At 64.2% G+C, this 15651-nt stretch carries 16 protein-coding genes and 1 tRNA gene; 7 read left to right on the top strand and 10 right to left on the bottom strand.

Translation table 11 applies throughout. The annotated features are described in order from the left end of the window. Positions 1-41 precede the first annotated feature (41 nt). A complete protein-coding gene (locus tag ACFQZZ_RS22065) occupies positions 42-1553 on the top strand; it encodes a flavin-containing monooxygenase (RefSeq protein WP_378683822.1) in 1512 nt (503 codons plus the stop codon). Between the two features lie 376 nt (positions 1554-1929). Here the strand turns inward: ACFQZZ_RS22065 and ACFQZZ_RS22060 are convergent, their stop codons facing one another. Genes ACFQZZ_RS22060 through ACFQZZ_RS22045 form a run of 4 tightly spaced genes read right to left on the bottom strand, consistent with a single transcriptional unit; the run spans position 1930 to position 4205 of the window. Beyond that, the gene (locus ACFQZZ_RS22060) at positions 1930-3057 is read right to left on the bottom strand and encodes a hypothetical protein (RefSeq protein ID WP_378683819.1); all 1128 of its coding nucleotides are present in this window, start codon (positions 3055-3057) and stop codon (positions 1930-1932) included. A 46-nt stretch (positions 3058-3103) separates the two neighbouring features. Then, complete coding sequence (locus ACFQZZ_RS22055) at positions 3104-3670, bottom strand: hypothetical protein (RefSeq protein ID WP_378683817.1); 567 nt, start codon at positions 3668-3670, stop codon at positions 3104-3106. 35 nt (positions 3671-3705) lie between these two features. Next, positions 3706-3894 (bottom strand): hypothetical protein, encoded by a 189-nt coding sequence (locus ACFQZZ_RS22050; protein WP_378683814.1) that lies wholly within the window; start codon positions 3892-3894, stop codon positions 3706-3708. Next, positions 3891-4205, bottom strand: a complete 315-nt coding sequence (locus tag ACFQZZ_RS22045; protein WP_378683811.1) for a hypothetical protein — start codon at positions 4203-4205, stop codon at positions 3891-3893. Before ACFQZZ_RS22045 ends, ACFQZZ_RS22050 begins: the two co-directional genes overlap by 4 nt. Before the next feature lie 1423 nt (positions 4206-5628). Between ACFQZZ_RS22045 and ACFQZZ_RS22040 the strand changes: the two genes are divergently transcribed. Beyond that, positions 5629-6675 carry a hypothetical protein gene (locus ACFQZZ_RS22040; protein WP_378683808.1) on the top strand — a complete coding sequence of 349 codons (1047 nt, stop codon included), beginning with the start codon at positions 5629-5631 and terminating at the stop codon, positions 6673-6675. Here ACFQZZ_RS22040 and ACFQZZ_RS22035 read toward each other — a convergent pair. Continuing rightward, on the bottom strand, positions 6648-7208 hold the full coding sequence (locus tag ACFQZZ_RS22035; protein ID WP_378683805.1) for a GNAT family N-acetyltransferase: 561 nt from the start codon (positions 7206-7208) through the stop codon (positions 6648-6650). The genes ACFQZZ_RS22040 and ACFQZZ_RS22035 overlap by 28 nt on opposite strands. Before the next feature lie 530 nt (positions 7209-7738). On the opposite strand from ACFQZZ_RS22035, the gene ACFQZZ_RS22030 reads away from it, so the two are divergent. Further along, the gene (locus ACFQZZ_RS22030; protein WP_378683802.1) at positions 7739-8476 is read left to right on the top strand and encodes a DUF5666 domain-containing protein; all 738 of its coding nucleotides are present in this window, start codon (positions 7739-7741) and stop codon (positions 8474-8476) included. Positions 8477-8531: 55 nt separating this feature from the next. Here ACFQZZ_RS22030 and ACFQZZ_RS22025 read toward each other — a convergent pair whose 3' ends face one another. Together ACFQZZ_RS22025 and ACFQZZ_RS22020 are read right to left on the bottom strand one after the other, a co-directional pair. Then, positions 8532-9038 (bottom strand): hypothetical protein, encoded by a 507-nt coding sequence (locus tag ACFQZZ_RS22025; RefSeq protein WP_378683801.1) that lies wholly within the window; start codon positions 9036-9038, stop codon positions 8532-8534. Further along, positions 9010-10101: a MerR family transcriptional regulator gene (locus ACFQZZ_RS22020; protein WP_378683798.1), complete on the bottom strand. Its 1092-nt coding sequence runs from the start codon at positions 10099-10101 to the stop codon at positions 9010-9012. The genes ACFQZZ_RS22025 and ACFQZZ_RS22020 overlap by 29 nt, the downstream gene beginning before the upstream one ends. Positions 10102-10252: 151 nt before the next feature. Here ACFQZZ_RS22020 and ACFQZZ_RS22015 point away from each other — a divergent pair. Next, a tRNA-Met gene (locus tag ACFQZZ_RS22015) sits at positions 10253-10326 on the top strand. Between the two features lie 45 nt (positions 10327-10371). Here the strand turns inward: ACFQZZ_RS22015 and ACFQZZ_RS22010 are convergent. Together ACFQZZ_RS22010 and ACFQZZ_RS22005 are read right to left on the bottom strand one after the other, a co-directional pair. After that, a complete protein-coding gene (locus tag ACFQZZ_RS22010) occupies positions 10372-10860 on the bottom strand; it encodes a hypothetical protein (RefSeq protein ID WP_378683795.1) in 489 nt (162 codons plus the stop codon). Between the two features lie 99 nt (positions 10861-10959). After that, entirely contained in the window at positions 10960-11409 is a 450-nt protein-coding gene (locus tag ACFQZZ_RS22005) for a DUF6196 family protein (RefSeq protein WP_378683793.1), read from the bottom strand. A gap of 139 nt (positions 11410-11548) precedes the next feature. Between ACFQZZ_RS22005 and ACFQZZ_RS22000 the strand changes: the two genes are divergently transcribed. After that, positions 11549-12133, top strand: a complete 585-nt coding sequence (locus ACFQZZ_RS22000; RefSeq protein ID WP_378683791.1) for a TetR/AcrR family transcriptional regulator — start codon at positions 11549-11551, stop codon at positions 12131-12133. Between the two features lie 14 nt (positions 12134-12147). Here the strand turns inward: ACFQZZ_RS22000 and ACFQZZ_RS21995 are convergent, their stop codons facing one another. Next, positions 12148-13164, bottom strand: a complete 1017-nt coding sequence (locus ACFQZZ_RS21995) for a cation diffusion facilitator family transporter (protein ID WP_378683788.1) — start codon at positions 13162-13164, stop codon at positions 12148-12150. A gap of 302 nt (positions 13165-13466) precedes the next feature. Between ACFQZZ_RS21995 and ACFQZZ_RS21990 the strand changes: the two genes are divergently transcribed. Both ACFQZZ_RS21990 and ACFQZZ_RS21985 read left to right on the top strand, forming a co-directional pair. Further along, complete coding sequence (locus ACFQZZ_RS21990; protein WP_378683785.1) at positions 13467-14276, top strand: SAM-dependent methyltransferase; 810 nt, start codon at positions 13467-13469, stop codon at positions 14274-14276. Between the two features lie 33 nt (positions 14277-14309). Next, on the top strand, positions 14310-15608 hold the full coding sequence (locus ACFQZZ_RS21985) for a diguanylate cyclase domain-containing protein (protein ID WP_378683782.1): 1299 nt from the start codon (positions 14310-14312) through the stop codon (positions 15606-15608). Positions 15609-15651: the final 43 nt, after the last annotated feature.

The raw sequence follows: 15651 nt of genomic DNA, 5'->3' as shown, positions 1-15651 counted from the left end.
AAAGTCAAGAAGCTGTCCCGAAACCCTCCCACACTGGAGTCATGACCGAGACCGTCGTAGCTCCGGAACACCTCGATGTCGTGATCGTCGGCGCGGGCCTATCCGGAATCGGCGCCGCCTACCGGCTGCAGACCGAGTGCCCGACCAAGACATACGCGGTACTCGAGGCGCGCGACGCGCTGGGCGGCACCTGGGACCTGTTCCGCTATCCGGGTATTCGCTCGGACTCCGACATGTTCACCCTCGGCTACCCGTTCAAGCCGTGGCGCGACGCCAAGTCGATCGCCGACGGCCCATCGATCCTGCGCTACGTCGAGGAAACCGCCACCGAGTACGGCATCGATCGGCATATCCGCTATGGCACGAAGGTCGTCGGGGCCGACTGGTCCACCGACACGGCTCGATGGACACTGACCCTCGAGCATCGCGACTCCTCGGGCGCTACCGAGCAGCGCACCCTGACCTGTGGCTTCCTGTACACCTGCGCCGGGTACTACAACTACGACCACGGCCACGCGCCTGATTTCCCCGGCGCCGACACTTTCGCCGGACAGATCGTGCACCCACAGTTCTGGCCCGAAGACCTCGACTACACGGGCAAGCGCGTCGTGGTCATCGGCAGCGGCGCCACCGCCGTCACCCTGGTTCCGTCGATGGCCGACCAGGCGGAGCTGGTGACGATGCTGCAGCGTTCGCCCACCTGGATCAGCGCCGTCCCCGGCCGCGACAAGCTGGCCGACCGTATCCGCGCGACGCTGCCACCCAACCTCGCACACCGCCTGATCCGCACCAAGAACATCCTGTTCAACATCGGCTTCTACCAGTACTGCCGCCGCCGCCCGGAAGCCGCGCGGAAACTGCTGACCGGCCTGACCACCCGCATCCTGAAGGACGAACAGGCCGTCGCCGAACACTTCACGCCGACCTATGACCCGTGGGATCAGCGCCTGTGCGCGGTCCCCAACGCGGACTTCTTCAAGGCGATGAAGAAGGGCAAGGCCGAGGTCGTCACCGATCACATCGATTCCTTTGTCCCCGAGGGTATTCGGCTGAAGTCCGGCCGAATCCTGCAGGCCGACATCATCATCACCGCGACCGGCCTGCAACTGCTGGCCTTCGGCGGCATCGCCCCGCAGATCGATGGACGGCCGGTGACCCTCTCGGACCAATTCGTCTGGCAAGGCACAATGCTCACCGGTGTCCCCAACTTCGCGGTCTGCATCGGCTACACCAACGCCTCCTGGACCCTGCGCGCCGACCTCACCTCGCGGCTGATCTGCCGGATCCTCAACCACATGGACAAGAACGGCTACGCCGCGGTGGTGCCCAAGCCCGACGGCAACCTCGACGAACGCCCCCTGCTCGACCTCGCCTCCGGCTATGTCCAACGCTCGATCGGCGACTTCCCCCGCCAAGGCGACCGCCACCCGTGGAAGGTCCGGCAGAACTACCTGCTCGACTCCGCGACCACCATGCGCACCAGCCTGCACAAGACCCTCGAGCCGACCCCGAATTCCGCAGTGCGCCAGCCTGACCTGTCGGCCACCCGCTGATCTATCGCGCCTGAGTGCGCAACGCGCTGCGGCTCCCCGCTGATCCGGTGGTCGAAAATCCAGTTCAACGGTGCGACACCGGCTTTGGCGGGCCCTTCACCGTGATCGTCGGGTCGGCGGGCACTTCGGACCTAGCCCTTCGATTCGCACGTAGCAGGCGTAGTCGCCTCGGCTGGACTGACAGGTCGGCCGAAGCTGACGTGCACCGGCTGGTCGCCCTTGTTGAGTTCGCGACTCGCGATCGGATCCGCGACAGCCGCGAGGCGGGTGCGGGAGCGCACACAAAGAGTAGGTCGAGCAGCCGCAATGGACCCTTCTAGTCAGACTCGCGCCCAAGCGTGCGCTGACGCTCTCGCTCCTCGACCCTCGGGCCCGGCTATGCGGTCACTGACGTGTGTTCTGTTCGCGACCAAGCAGGCGCTCGCGCTCGCGTTCTTCGACGCGTTCGCGTGCCCGGCCTTCCGCAAGGTTGCGGTGCTCGGCCGCTGCCGCGTCCCACCGGTTCCGGCTGCAGTTGTTCCCCGGGCTGAGCCCATTGGGCATGCAAAATCCGCAGCACATCAGGTGAGACGCCCTCTCGCTCAGCGCGTTCACGCTGCGCCGCAAGGGCTTCCCGGTGTAGATGGACCCGCTCCGCTGCTTCGGCTGCCTCCCGTGCCCGGTCAGGTTGCTCCCGAGCCTTTTCTGCCGCTTCACGCTCAGCCCGTGCCTTTTCGCGTTCACGTTCCCCACCGTCGGCCGCTACCCGCCCCAGGAGCTGATTGGGTACCGGGAATTCTCGCGCCACCCGTTCAGCAGCCTCACGTTCAACCCTGGCGCGTTCCTCACGCGCCCGCACGATTTCGCGTATGTTCTCCAGCCGTTGACGGGGTCGTTCGGCTTGCTGAAGGCTCTCGGCCTTGCCGCGCGCGGCGGCTTCCAGGAACTGCTGCATGCGCTGGAATTTCTCGGCTCGCTCGCGTGCCTTCGCCAGCTCTGCGACTTTTTCCCGCTGCTCCCGTTGCTGCGCTTTTTGTTCTCGCGCCTTCTCGCCAACACCAGGCAGTTCGAGCTGCTTACCCACTTCTCTTTGCCGCCCCCGCGCCCAGATTTCACGAGCAGCATCTCTAGGGATTATTTGATGCGTGAACTTATCCCCAAGGTCCCGAACCATGCCATCGATAAGTATCTGCACATCTTTCGATATGATTTCACCTTCGACGGTCCGCAGCATGTGGTGGTTGATTTCACCCTTTTCGAGGAGGGCGCGTACAACCTTTAGTTGGGTTGCATCCTTCTTTCCGCCGACCCTACCCGACTTGTCTTCGATGCTGGAGGTGAGACCTCCAGCCTCTTTGATCTTATCGAATTGAATCCTGTCTTTTCCTACTTCGTATGTTCGGGCGTCGCGGACATATCCGTTCTCGCGGTCGTGGAAGTATCGGTCGGTGCCATTTTCGAAGATCCGCCCGCGCTCATTGCTGTCGAATCCGTTGCGATCACTGTCGTAACCGTCACCAGACATGGCGATCCCCGCCCCCAAAATCTACGAAGCAGACGTTATTTCATGGTCACAGGAAAGGGGGATGATCAGCAAAGTAGCCTGTGCTCAACTCGGCAAACGTCGGACTGCCGCCTTTGCGTAGCCTCCAGAATCCCACGGACACCAGCTCGATTATCCTGATGAACTCTTGCTCTATCGCAAATTTCACGAGAAGGTCTGCGGTACATGTCGTCCAATCATGGAATTTGAAGGCTACTCCCGGTTTGATTCCGTCATATATGGATATGTCTGCGCAGTCGTTGTATCCAGGTGGCATATTGGTCAGATCGAGCCATCGCGCATCGAGATACCGGACGAACCATTCTCCGATCAAACACACCAGCTGATCGACGGCATCTGCATTTTCGGGAATCCTAACAGCTTCGACATCCGGAAACAGCTCCGCGATCATGTCGCTGATCTGAATTGCCTCTTCTGATTCGAAATCCCATGGTTCCGGCGGCAATGCAGGCAATCCGGCACGAATGAGAAAGTTCCGCACCTGTATCGCACGCCGGTCCCGGTCGACCCAATTACCCCATGCGGTCTGCTCGACTGACACACCGAGGTCCATCGTCATCTGTTCGTCGTCCACTGGCCGGGCCTTCCCCTCGTGTTGGCTGTCTGGTGTCACGGTGCATCGAATCTAGTCGGCTCGTCGCTGTCGCAGCGGTGAGATGCTGCCTCTTTCAGGCGTGCCGCAGCCGCGTTGTACCGGTCGGCCAGCTCCCCGGCTTGGGGGGCACCCGCTTTGTGGAACACGTCGGAGACGCGGCGGAACTCTTTGAGGGCAGCGCTGTATTCGTCTGGTGTGCTCATGACATGCCTCCTCGCCGATCAGGGGATGTGCAGGGGATGCGGTGGGTCGGGGTGATCAGGTCGCACACCACGGCGATCGCGCGAGCGTGCTTGATGTGGTCGATGCTCGGCGCGATAACTGCGGAGGCACCCATATTGTGTGCTGTGGTGACGATCAGGACGGCGGGCATGAACGTGTCGTGCGCGATCGTGATCAGCCGCATCAGGGTGTAGCCGTGCTGGTCGGCCAATTCCGTGATGACTCGTTCGTCTCGCAGGAGGTGCGGGCCGCTGGCATCGAGTAATAGCAGCCCGATCGCTTTAACAGTCACCGGATTCGCTGTTCGACGGAACGGCAGCGACGTCTGATTCAGAGACCTGATCCGAGGGCCGCAACCACATTCAGGCATGTGACACCGCCCGCACTCGGCCCGGTCCCACGCACGCGCGAACCGATTCGATGACGAGGAGGCCGGAGGGACGGAAGGTGTCACGTGGTGGTTCGATCCATTGCCTGATGGCTCCGGATTGCGTGGTCGGTGACGGCAGCGCCACTGTTCCGCCGTTCCGGATCACAGATACGTTGTGCCGGAACAGATCAGCGAACAGCGGCACATCGTCGGGTACGTCGGGTCGTATCAAGAACGTCCATCTGTTGGACCGTGGATGCGACAGGATCGGGCCGATAGCGGCTCCGCGTCGACCCATGTCGTGTTTGACCGATTGGCCCATCGGTGCGGGCATCGTGAGCCCTCCGACGTGGGCGGCCGTCATGATAATGCGACCCAAGCTCGGCGGGTCGACGGTCGCGGGCAGATCACACACCCGCCGATAGAAGATGCAACGGGACATAGGGGTATCCCCAAAAGGTATGTGCTCCATTGAGTTCAATCCCTTGGGTCGCGGTCGGTGCTGTGGTCGATGGCTGAGACCGGGACGTCGGCAACTCGAGGCAGTGTGCCGGGGTCCCATTCGCGTAAGCCGTCCGCAACGAGTTCGATGAGTTCGACAGGCAAGGTTCATTGCACCGCCTCGGTTGGCGTCACTGGCACCGATGGCGGAGGACCTGACACTCCGCCACCGGGCCGCATAGGGTTTGTCCATTCGGCGAGTGCGTCGCCGATACGGGCCATCTCATCGCTGGGCAGTTCACAGGAGACAGGGTCGGGTATGCCGTCCCAATTGGTGAGGGCGTCGCGGTAGCGGGCGATCACCTCGCCCGACACGTCACAGAAGACTGAGCGGGGCGGCCCTTCGAACGCGGTCCGCTTCGGGAATTCTTTCGCGGTCAACAACTTTGACCCCCTAGTCACGGTGTCAGGCTTGGAAGCACTCCGGCGACGGGTGCTCGTTCAGCATCGGTTCCCCATGACCGGCGATACAGGTATGCAATCGGCAAATTGGTCCTACTCTTTCGGTATTCGACACGCCGAGTTGAGGGGTGGACCAGCGGTGATCGAGAAATGGACGGGTGCCGATGTGAAGGCACTTCGGGACGCGATGCGCCTGTCTCAGGCGGAGTTCGCTGCGGCGTGTCAGCGTGGTGTGCGCACAGTCGGCAAGTGGGAGCAGGAAGGTGCGGGGGCGTTGCTGAGCCCACGGTCGGCGGACGTGATGGATACGTTGCTGGACAGTCTGACTCGTGAGCAGGCGCACCGGTTCCACAAAGCCGAGCGATCGTCGGCGCTCGCTGTGGTTGTCGCGGCGGCAACGGACCGAACGGGCCTACACTCGCCATCGAATGACGATTTGCGGATGTGGGTCGAAATGAATCGACGGGAGCTTTTGCAACTGTTCGGCGGTGTCGCGGGCGGGCTGCCTGCCGTCGCCGCGATCCTCGCGGGCCTGGACTCCAACGAGCGGCAGCGAGTCGGTGAGGTGCTGATCCGGCCAGAGCGTGTCGACGATGCCAGCATCGCTCACATCGAGGACGCGCTGAATATCGCGCTAAAACAAAATGACTTGTATGGCCCGCAAGCTGTACTGCCGATGGTGACCGCGCAACAGGCTATTGCGCGGGCGCTGCTGGCGCAGGCACCCGAGCGGTTGAAGCCTCGGTTGTTCACCGTGCATTCGCAGCTGGCGCAGCTCGCCGGGTGGATGCATTTCGATCTGCGTGCGTTCGATCTTGCCAATGCGAGCTACGAGGCCGCCCGCGAGTCGGCGCACGAGGCGGGCAACGATGAGCTGGTCGCGCTGGTCTTGTGCAATCTGAGCTACCTGTCGACCTGGCGGGGCTCACCGCGGACCGGTATCGATCATGCTGTGGCAGCGCAGGTGTGGGCGCGCAGCGTCGACGACGGCCTGTTGAGGTCCTATGCGGAAGTGATCGCGGCGTTCGCGTACGCGTCCAGCGGACGGGCCAACGCGTCTCTGGCGGCGTTGGACGCGGCGGACGATGCGCTCGTCGACGGTATCGGGACGGAGGCGAGCGTCGCCTATTTCCACGGGCCGGGGCTGTCGCTGTCGTTCCGTAGCGACTGCATGTATCGGCTCGGGCGGGCGGCCGACGCGCATCAGGCGGCCGTATCGTCGCTGGAGCTGATCGGCGAGGGATACACGCGCAACCGGGCGATGGCCTACGTGGATCTGGCGCACGCCCACATCGAGGGACGTGAGATCGATGAGGCGGCGCAGGTGATCGGGGAAGCGGCCGTGCTGGCGGCGTCGTGCCGCTCAGACCGACTGTCAGAGATTATCGCGGGCGCGCGGGCGGAGCTGACGCCGTGGGCGGACGCGTTGTGTGTCCGCGATTTGGATGACCTGATGAACGACTACGGCCTGTCCAATTCCCGGATGTAGATATCGAATTCGGGGGACAGCATTTCGGGTGTTTCTTGGCGTCCAATCAGGTGCCATCCGCCGATCGCCCGGTAGAAGGCGTGGCTAGTATCGGCCTGCGGTTGCACCGCAAGCGTCGCGCGTTCCTCGGTACGGCTGCCGAGCAGGGTGTCGAGCAGGCGGCGTCCGATACCTTGCTGACGCGCCGAGGCGTCGACAGCGAGGTCTATGACGGCGAAGGTGCGGCCAGACCACTCGGTCGTCACCTCGGCGGAGACCGGCTGCTGGAATCCTTTCCACCATCCGGTCGTAGTCGTAAGCCTTGTCCCGTAGACGAATCCGATCAGGGCGTCCGCAGCGGCGGTGGCTACCGCGATCCCGAAGTTCGGCGACTCGATCATGCCGGTCAGTATGTCCCGGTGGCGCTGCGACTCGGTGTCCGGCCACACGAACGGCGGTTGCGAGAATGCGGCGTCGTAGAGTTCGCAGATCGCGTCGAAGTATCGCCGTGCGTCGGCGGCGGTCCCGAGTCGCACCGATACTTCGTCATCCATAGATCCGACCATAGTGGCGATTTGTGGGCATCGGCTGCGGGTGGGGAATTCGCCTGGCCCGCTTCGGCTTTCGCGAACTTGATATCGGCCAGTAGGCATCGCCGATCAGAGCGCGCATCCGTGTGATGTGGTCGTGCGGATCACCGACGTCGGCCGCGAGTGCGAACTCGCCGATCCGCCGCCGGGCCGTGGCCGGATCCTGCCCGGGTTCGCGTAGCGCGGCGAAGCCTCTGTCATTCCTATCGGCTCGTAAACCGATGGACGACGTGGTGAACGCCCGCAGATGCGCCAATGCGGGGATTCGACAGCGCGAAGCGTGATCGTGCGTCATCGACGAGCGTCATCGTCTACCCGCCCAGCCTCTGGGGATGCCGATGCATCGTTGCCGATCGATTGTTGCCAGCGTGGGGAAGCGAGCGCCCGTCGTTATGGCGAAATATCAAGTGCGACAGCTATTTTGGTCGATCCGTTCGCGTGGTCGCATCGATGATTTGACTTCTCTACCCACATCATGCAACTACCCTTGATCCATGTCCGCCCCGCAGACTCCGTGGTCCAGCCCGTCCAGGGGCTGGTCCAACAAGCGGCGTCGTGCCCCTTGGTCGGGGCCGACGCAGGTCGGTGTCGGTGGCGGCCAGTCGAGGCGGCATGGCGACCCTCCGGGTGGTGATCCCGATCCGACGCCCGACCAGACACAAGTATTCGGTCCGCCACTGCTGTATTCGCCCGTCGAGGAGGCTGCCCGCAGGGAACAGTACAGCCAGCCGACCGTAGAACTCGGCGAGACTCCTGCGCCGGAGCATCAGCAGCCAGAGGCACCGAGCAGAACCGGATTGTTGATCGGGGTCGGTGTCGTGCTGCTGATCATCATCGGGCTGCTGCCGATGATGCTGCGCGACAATTCGACGTCGGCAAGCAGCTCATCGAACGCCAAGCCGGCCGCGTCATCGAGCGCCAAGGCGCCACCGGCCGCATCACCGAGCACCAAGGTCGCACCGGCCGCGTCCGCCGCAAGGTTTGTCCGTGGGTTGGCGGTCGGCAGGGTCACCGCCAACGACGGATCGACGCTCACGGTCGAAGGCGTGCTGGGCAGCAGGGTCGCGGTGCGCACCGACGCAGGCACCCGGTTCCTGATGTTGGCTGCTACCCGCGCGTCCGACGTGCGAGTCGGCACGATGGTTGTCGTGCAAGGGGACAAAGCATCGGATGGCTCCATCAAGGCGAAATACATCATCGGCGGGCCGCTCGGCGCTGTATTCGGAAGGTGAGTGGCAGCTGAAGCACTCGCCGCACTCGTTGGCGGGTATCGGATCATGCTGTGTTTCAACGCCTGTCGGGAGCGGACGGTCTGCGCGCTGTTTCCCGCACCCGAATCGACTCGGCGATCTCGTCCACCGCCTTGCGAACGATGGCTCCGTAAGCGTCGTCGCCGAGGGTGTGCAGACTGTCGCGGGCCGCGTCGATCTCACATTGCGCGGCTTCGAAGGACCCGAGTCGCCGATAGTTGTCCGCCAGGTTCAGATGCAATGACGGGTAGAAGCCGCGAACGTCGAGCTGGGAATCGTATTGCCTGGCGCGGTCGGCTGCCAGGCTGTCTGCCGCGTCCAGCGCCCGGATATCCCATGAAAGCGCCTGCGCCGCATCCTCGTACAGATCGGCCAGGTAGTGCGCCGAAGTGCAGCGGTGCAGCGGATCGCCCTGTGGTCCGAGGGAATCCCAGATCTCGAGCAGCGCATTGCGGGCGGCGTCCGGGGAGCCTTCGCGCCCGAGCGTGATGGCGCGGGTGATCGCCGCCATCGTTTCATCCGGCGATCCTGTTGTGGTGGTCATGCGTTTGTCCCTTCGGGTTGATGGTGGGCATTGCGAGTGTGGTGAGGTCGCCGTCGGTTGCCGATCGGATGAGGATCGGCAGGTCAGGCGCGGCGATGTCGAGCATGATTTCCGGTCCGAGCGCGGCACGGATCGCGGGCGTCAGGGTTGTGGGAGCAAAGGCGAGTTCGACGCCGGGTCCGGTCACCGCCGCGGGCAATCGCCCGGCGTGGCCGCCGTGGCGGGACACGATCAGCTCTGCCTCGTCGACGGAAAAGACGATCGTGTCGTCGTCGCTCTCGATCATCTCCAACAGCTTGTCGCGCGCGACCACCACTCGTGTCAGCACCGGTGCCAGCCCGCCCAGCATGGCGCGGTAGTCCGGGAACGGTTCATCGATCGTGCGACATCGGAGCTCCGTGCCACCGCCTGCGAGGACGAGCACCCCCTCCGCCGCGGCCACGGTGACCTCCTCGACCGCATGAAGCCAGGAACCGATCGACGCGAGATCGCCCGCGTCGACAACCAGCGACCAGTCACCGACGGGCCGCCGCAGCGCAATCGTCCTGGTCGAAAGCCGGTACCGATCCGTTGCCGTCAACGTCAACGAACCCGCACCCGCCTCGACCAGAACACCTGCGAGCACCGGTATTTCGTCGGTCCGAGCCGCGGCGGCCCGTACTTGTTCGATCGCCGCCGCGAGCGTCGCGGCGGACAGCGCGACCTGGGCCGTAGCCTCGTCGCCGAGCGTGCCCTTGATCGCGCGAGCGACCACGGCCGCGTCATCCGCTCGCCGCCGGAGTTCCAGCACATGCGCATCGAGCAACTGCTCCGCCCGCCCGACGTCACCCGCCAAGACCTCCGAAATGGCCTCTAGCGGTACCCCGATCCCTCTGAGCTGCCGAATCATCACCGCACGCGCGCATTGCGATTCGCTGTAATACCGGTACCCGGTCGCACCATCGACCCGCGCGGGAATCAACAACCCACAGTCGTCATAGAACCGAAGCGCACTCGGCGTGAGCCCACTGGCCCGCGCGAGCACCCCGATGGTGATCAATTCTTCCGACCCGAATCCTGTCACCCGGCCATCATGAAGCTTCAGGTAACCCGAAGGTCAACACCGCCCGCCATACCTACTCCCACGCGGCGAACCGCCTAGTGGGTCCACATCAAACCTGGCCTGGCCGTTGGTAAAACCGCCTCCAGAAGTCGAGTAGACTGGTGACTACCGACGCGGGGTGGAGCAGCTCGGTAGCTCGCTGGGCTCATAACCCAGAGGTCGCAGGTTCAAATCCTGTCCCCGCTACTAGGGAGCGGCCCGGAACACATAGTTCCGGGCCGCTTTTCGGGCTCAGGGTTGTGCTTCGGCAGGGCTGACCGCCACTACCGCCACTACCGACACCACCGGCACCACCGGTACGCCGTGGGGAATCGGTTCGAATTCTCCGAATTGTGGCTCCGCGGGAAGATTGACCGGAATGCCTTCCACCGGGCCTGACCCTACGTCGAGAATGTTCTCCCAACGCGCTCTGTATGTGCCGGCGACCGTGCCGTCCAATGATTGGACCACAATCGAATAGATTCCTGCCGGCACCGCATCGAATCTTATCTCCACCGAAGCACCAACAACAAAAGAGGCTGTGGAGCTCTTCACCCATTCGGGTGTTCCACCTGGTGTACGAAGTACCAGCCCGAGAATGAACCCGCCGTCGTTCTGATCGACCTGCAGCCCGAGGACAATATCGACGGTTCTATCGAGGACGAACTCGGTCAGCTTATTCGGATTGGGGGGACTGTTTGTAAATGATCCGGCATCGAATTCCACTCCCATTGCGGTCACCGCCTCGAGTAAATAGATGGGATTTCTGTGGTAGCAGCGTTGCACCGTCTCAGGCGCTTGTAACGAGTAGTGGCCTACTCGACTCGGCGTCGGTGTGGCTCATAACCCAGCGGACTGACCGGTCGTACGCAATTCGTCGATCACCTTGTTGGCCTGGTCGAGTAGATCGACAGGGCAACCCCAGTAGTCGTAGATCCCGCCGCGGTCGCGGTTGCTGCCGCAGACGACGAAAACGCCAGTCCCCAGTTGTGTTTTGAGGTGGGTGGCGAGCCAGCCGACGAACCCGCTGTTGTCCATGTTCGGTGGGAAGTGGAAGGACCACAGGCCGAATCGTTCTGCGGCGGGGTCGTCGGGTGCGGGAAGCAGGCTGCTCCAACTGGTTTCGTCGCGGACGACCGCGAGGGTGCCGGGGGTCAGTGCCGGTGGCTGGTCGATCGGGGTTTCGTGGAAGGACCAGACGCCGCCGTGCACGACGAAGTCGGCGGCCGCGATGACGCGACGTAGCCGCTGTTCGATCTGTTCGGGGGTTTCGACACTGACGTTGACCATGGTGTCGAGCGTAAACGCCTGGATTACGCGGGCGGTTTATTCGGTGGCCCCGAGTGTGACGGTTGCGCCAGCGGGTCTGACGGCCGCTGCCACCGGCTCGGCGCTAACCTCTGGTGAATGAGCTCAATCGGGAGGCGATATGGCGCGCGGACGGATCCGTGATCCGATTCGGACGCGGGCGGTGATCATCGACGCGCTGCTGACGGCTTTGGATGCGGGCGAGGTATCACCGACCGCGAAGAGTATCGCCGAACGGGCCGGGGTTTCGCTTCGCAGTATCTTCGTCCATTTCCCAGACCTGGACGAGCTCAAGGCGGCTGCGACGATTCAGCAGACCGAACGGGTCGAGCTGCTGATCACCGGCGCCGACCCGGTCCTGCCGTTGCGCGATCGGGTGGACGCGGTGGTGGCACAAACCGCGCGGGTGTTCACGCTGCAGCGCCGAATCCGGGTGACAGGTCTTGTCGAATCACCGAGTGTGCCCATCATCGATGAGCGGATGCGGCGCGGAGATCGTTTGCTGCGCGATCACCTCGCCCGCACCTTCGCTGTCGAGCTCGAGCGGCCCGACGGCACCGTCGACGAACAACTTCTCGACCTGGTCGAAGCCACGACCGCGTGGAGCTTCCGTCATCATCTCGTCGACCGGTGTGGGAGAACACCCGAGGCGGCTTCCGATGCGGTACGGCGGACGTTGCTCGGTCTGCTCGCTGGGTCGGCGTGAGCCGCCACGGTTGGTCAGGATCGGTGGATCGGCCCGTGGGATTCGGCGCAGTGCAGGTCTTTCGGGGACGGATCGAGGTCCGAGACATGGTCCACCTGCAGGGTCGTGTGTTCCAAGCCGAACTCGTCGTGCAGGGTCGTTTCGATCGTCGAGCGAGCCGCGTGGCAGTCGGCGCCGTCGGCGACGAGGACGTGTGCGGACAGCGATGGCTGGCCGGAGGTGATCTGCCAGACGTGCAGATCGTGCACCTCGGTCACCTGCGGGATGGTGACGATGCGGGCGCCGATGACGTCGGGGTCCAGATGGGCGGGCGCGGCTTCGAGGAAGATGCGGCCGGATTCGCGCACCAGCGACCAGCCTGCCTTGGCCATCAGGACGGCCACGACCAGCGCGGCGATGGCGTCGGCGCGGGCAAAACCGGTCAGCCACACCACCGCACCCGCGATGGCGGTGCCGATGAAGGCGTAGAGATCGTTGAGGATGTGTTGGAAGGCGCCCTCGACATTCAAGCTGGTGCGATTGGCGCGACTGATGCTCCAGGCCGCGACGATGTTGACGACGATCCCGACCAGCGCGGTGATCAACACCAGCGGACCCGAAACATCCGGCGGATCGATCAGCCTGGTGATGCCTTCGTACACGAACCACACCGCGAGCAGGAGCAGCGTAATGCCGTTGGCTTGGGCGGAAAGGATCTCGACGCGCTTGAATCCGTAGGTGAACCGGCCTGCCGCAGGCCGCCTGGCCAGCCGGATCGCGATCATGGCGAGCACGATCGATGCGGCATCGGTGAGCATGTGCCCGGCATCGGTGATCAGCGCCAACGAGTTGGCCAGAACGCCGACGACCACTTCGACCGCCATGAAGGCGACGATCAACCCGAGCGCGATGGACAGCCAGCGCGGGTCGGAATTCGTCGAAACGCCATGGTCGTGACCGTGCGAGTGGTCATGCGAATGGCCGGGTCTCGCCTCCGCGCCATGATCGTGGTCGGTGTGGGGGACCGCCCGCACCGACTCCTTCGGCGACACGCACTGCTCTCCCATAGTCGAACGTCCCTTCGGTTTCATATGGCTGCCGCAGGATAGGGTACCCCATTTTGCAAACATGCGCATGTATGAATATAAACCGTGGGTCGCGCGGCGATCGGGGCGCGAAGATCACGCGCCGCGGTCCGACTGGGGCGATTTCGTGATCATTTGTGGTGCACCGGGATTCGCAGGTCCAGCTACTATGCGGACTGCACCTTTCGGGTGATCGAGAACACCGCATCCGGACGGGGCGGGCCGGCCTGGAGTCGGGAAGGTCCGATCGTGAGCGTAGAGGGGTTTCGATGGATAGGCCGGCGTGGGCGCCCGAGGGCGTGGATATGCAGCAGGCGAGTCCGGCACGGATGTATGACGCCCTGCTCGGTGGCTCGCACAATTTCGAGATCGATCGCAAGGCTGCCGAGATGGGCAAACAGCTGGTGCCCGACCTGCCGCGATTGGCGTTGAGCAACCGTGCTTTCCTGCGGCGTGCGGTGCGATTTCTCGCTGATTCGGGCATCCGGCAGTTCCTCGACATCGGCTCGGGAATCCCGACCGCGGGCAATGTCCACGAGGTCGCACAGACCCTCCACCCGGAATGCCGGGTGCTCTATGCGGACATCGACCCGGTCGCGGTCGCCCATTCACGGGCGATATTGCAGGGCAACGACAATGCCACCGCGATCGAGGCGGACCTGCGCAAACCGGACGAGCTGCTGGCTCGCGTCCGGGAAACCGGTGTGATCGACTTCGACCAGCCCGTCGGCGTGCTGCTGATAGCGGTCCTGCACCTGCTTTCGGACGAGGATCGACCCGCCGAGATGGTCGCCCGGCTCCGCGCGGCCGTCCCCGCCGCCAGTTTTGTCGCGATCTCGCATCTGACCTCCGAGCTGCGCCCCGAAGACGCGGGCAAGCTGGGTGCCAATGCGGCCAACGAGAACCGGATCGGCATCCATTTTCGTTCCCGGGACGCCATCGCGACTATGTTCGAAGGATGGGAGCTGGTCGAGCCCGGGGTGGTCGAGCTGCCTGCGTGGCGGCCGGAGTCCGAGCGCGACCTACACGAGGCGCCGGGCCGCTCGCTCGGCCTGGCAGGCGTCGGCTTCAAGGTCTGAGAGGGCGGATAGAACCGGCAGGGGGTTGGTGGCGTGGGGTTGCGTGAGCTGGCGGTGCGATGGGCCGACGCGCTCGATGGCGTGGTGGCGCCGACGCTCACGCGAACCCAGATCGAAAGATTGCTCGCCGAGCTCGCCGAGGTGCTGGTCGACGCGGTGCGGGGGACGACCGACATTGCTGTCGCGCACGATGCCGCCGCGGTGCTGGTCGCCGTCAACTACCGCGACCCGGTGGCCGTCAGCCGCTCGATTCCATTGATCTGTCACGACATGGTCGATGAGATCCGCCCGAACGCCACCGCCCCCGACTACGAGCAGATCCGCGATCGGGCGATCGCCGTCGCCGCCGAGTTCGCCGCGGGGTTCACCAAGGCGCTACGCAGTGCGGTATTGGGAGAACAGGAGACAACGCTGGTGGCTGCCATGTCCGCGGCCCAGGACGCCGAGGCGAGGGGACAGTTGTCGGAGGCCAGGTTCGAGGCGGTCTTCGCTGGGGCGTCGGTCGGTATCGGCACGATCGACGTCAACGGCACCGTGCTGGACGTGAACGCGGCCATGGCCGAAATGCTCGGTCAGCCGGCGGACGGCATGCCCGGTCGTTCGGTGGCCGAACTGCTCGGTCCGGAGAATATCGGGCACGCCTTCACAGAATTGCAGCGAATGCTCAGCGGGACGATCAACCGCTTCCGTCTCGAGACCGACCATCTGCGACCGGACGGCACGGTGGCCAGCATCGACTTGTCGATGTCCGCGGTCCGCGACAGCAGCGGTCGGGTCCGCTTTCTGATCGGCGTCGCCGTCGACGTGACCGAACGTAAACAGCTCGCCGATCGCCTGTGGCACGACGCGAACCACGACAGCCTCACCGGCTTGCCGAACCGCGTGCTCTTCTTCGACCGGCTGGCCGTTGCCACTCCGCCGTTGGGTATCTGCTATCTGGATCTCGACGGCTTCAAGGAGGTCAACGACGTGTGGGGACACACGGTCGGTGACCGGGTGCTGCGCGATGTCGCCCAGCGACTGGAGGCCTCCGTCGCACCGGTCGGCGGCCTGGTGGCCCGAATCGGTGGCGACGAATTCATCGTGCTCATCGAAAAGTGCTCCGGCGAAGAGCAATTGGCGGCAGTATCCGACCTACTGCTGGCCGCCCTCGCCGCGCCGATGCAGGTCGCCGGACGTCCGGTTGTCGTCGGCGCCAGCATCGGCAGCGTTTTCGTCGAGGACCGGCCGACGGAGGTCGACGAGCTGATGCACGCGGTCGACACTGCCATGTATCGGAACAAGGCCGCAGGGGGATCACGGGCGCGAGGTCAGCGTTTCCGGCTGCCGTAGCCGGTGATTCGGTGTCAGTGATCCGGAAGTGCCACCGGCGCAC

Origin of the sequence: Nocardia sp. GCM10030253, assembly GCF_042675075.1 — a bacterium.
Lineage (GTDB): Bacteria > Actinomycetota > Actinomycetes > Mycobacteriales > Mycobacteriaceae > Nocardia.
The sequence above is the reverse complement of the archived record's forward strand: the minus strand, read 5'-3'. Positions and strand labels throughout refer to the sequence as shown.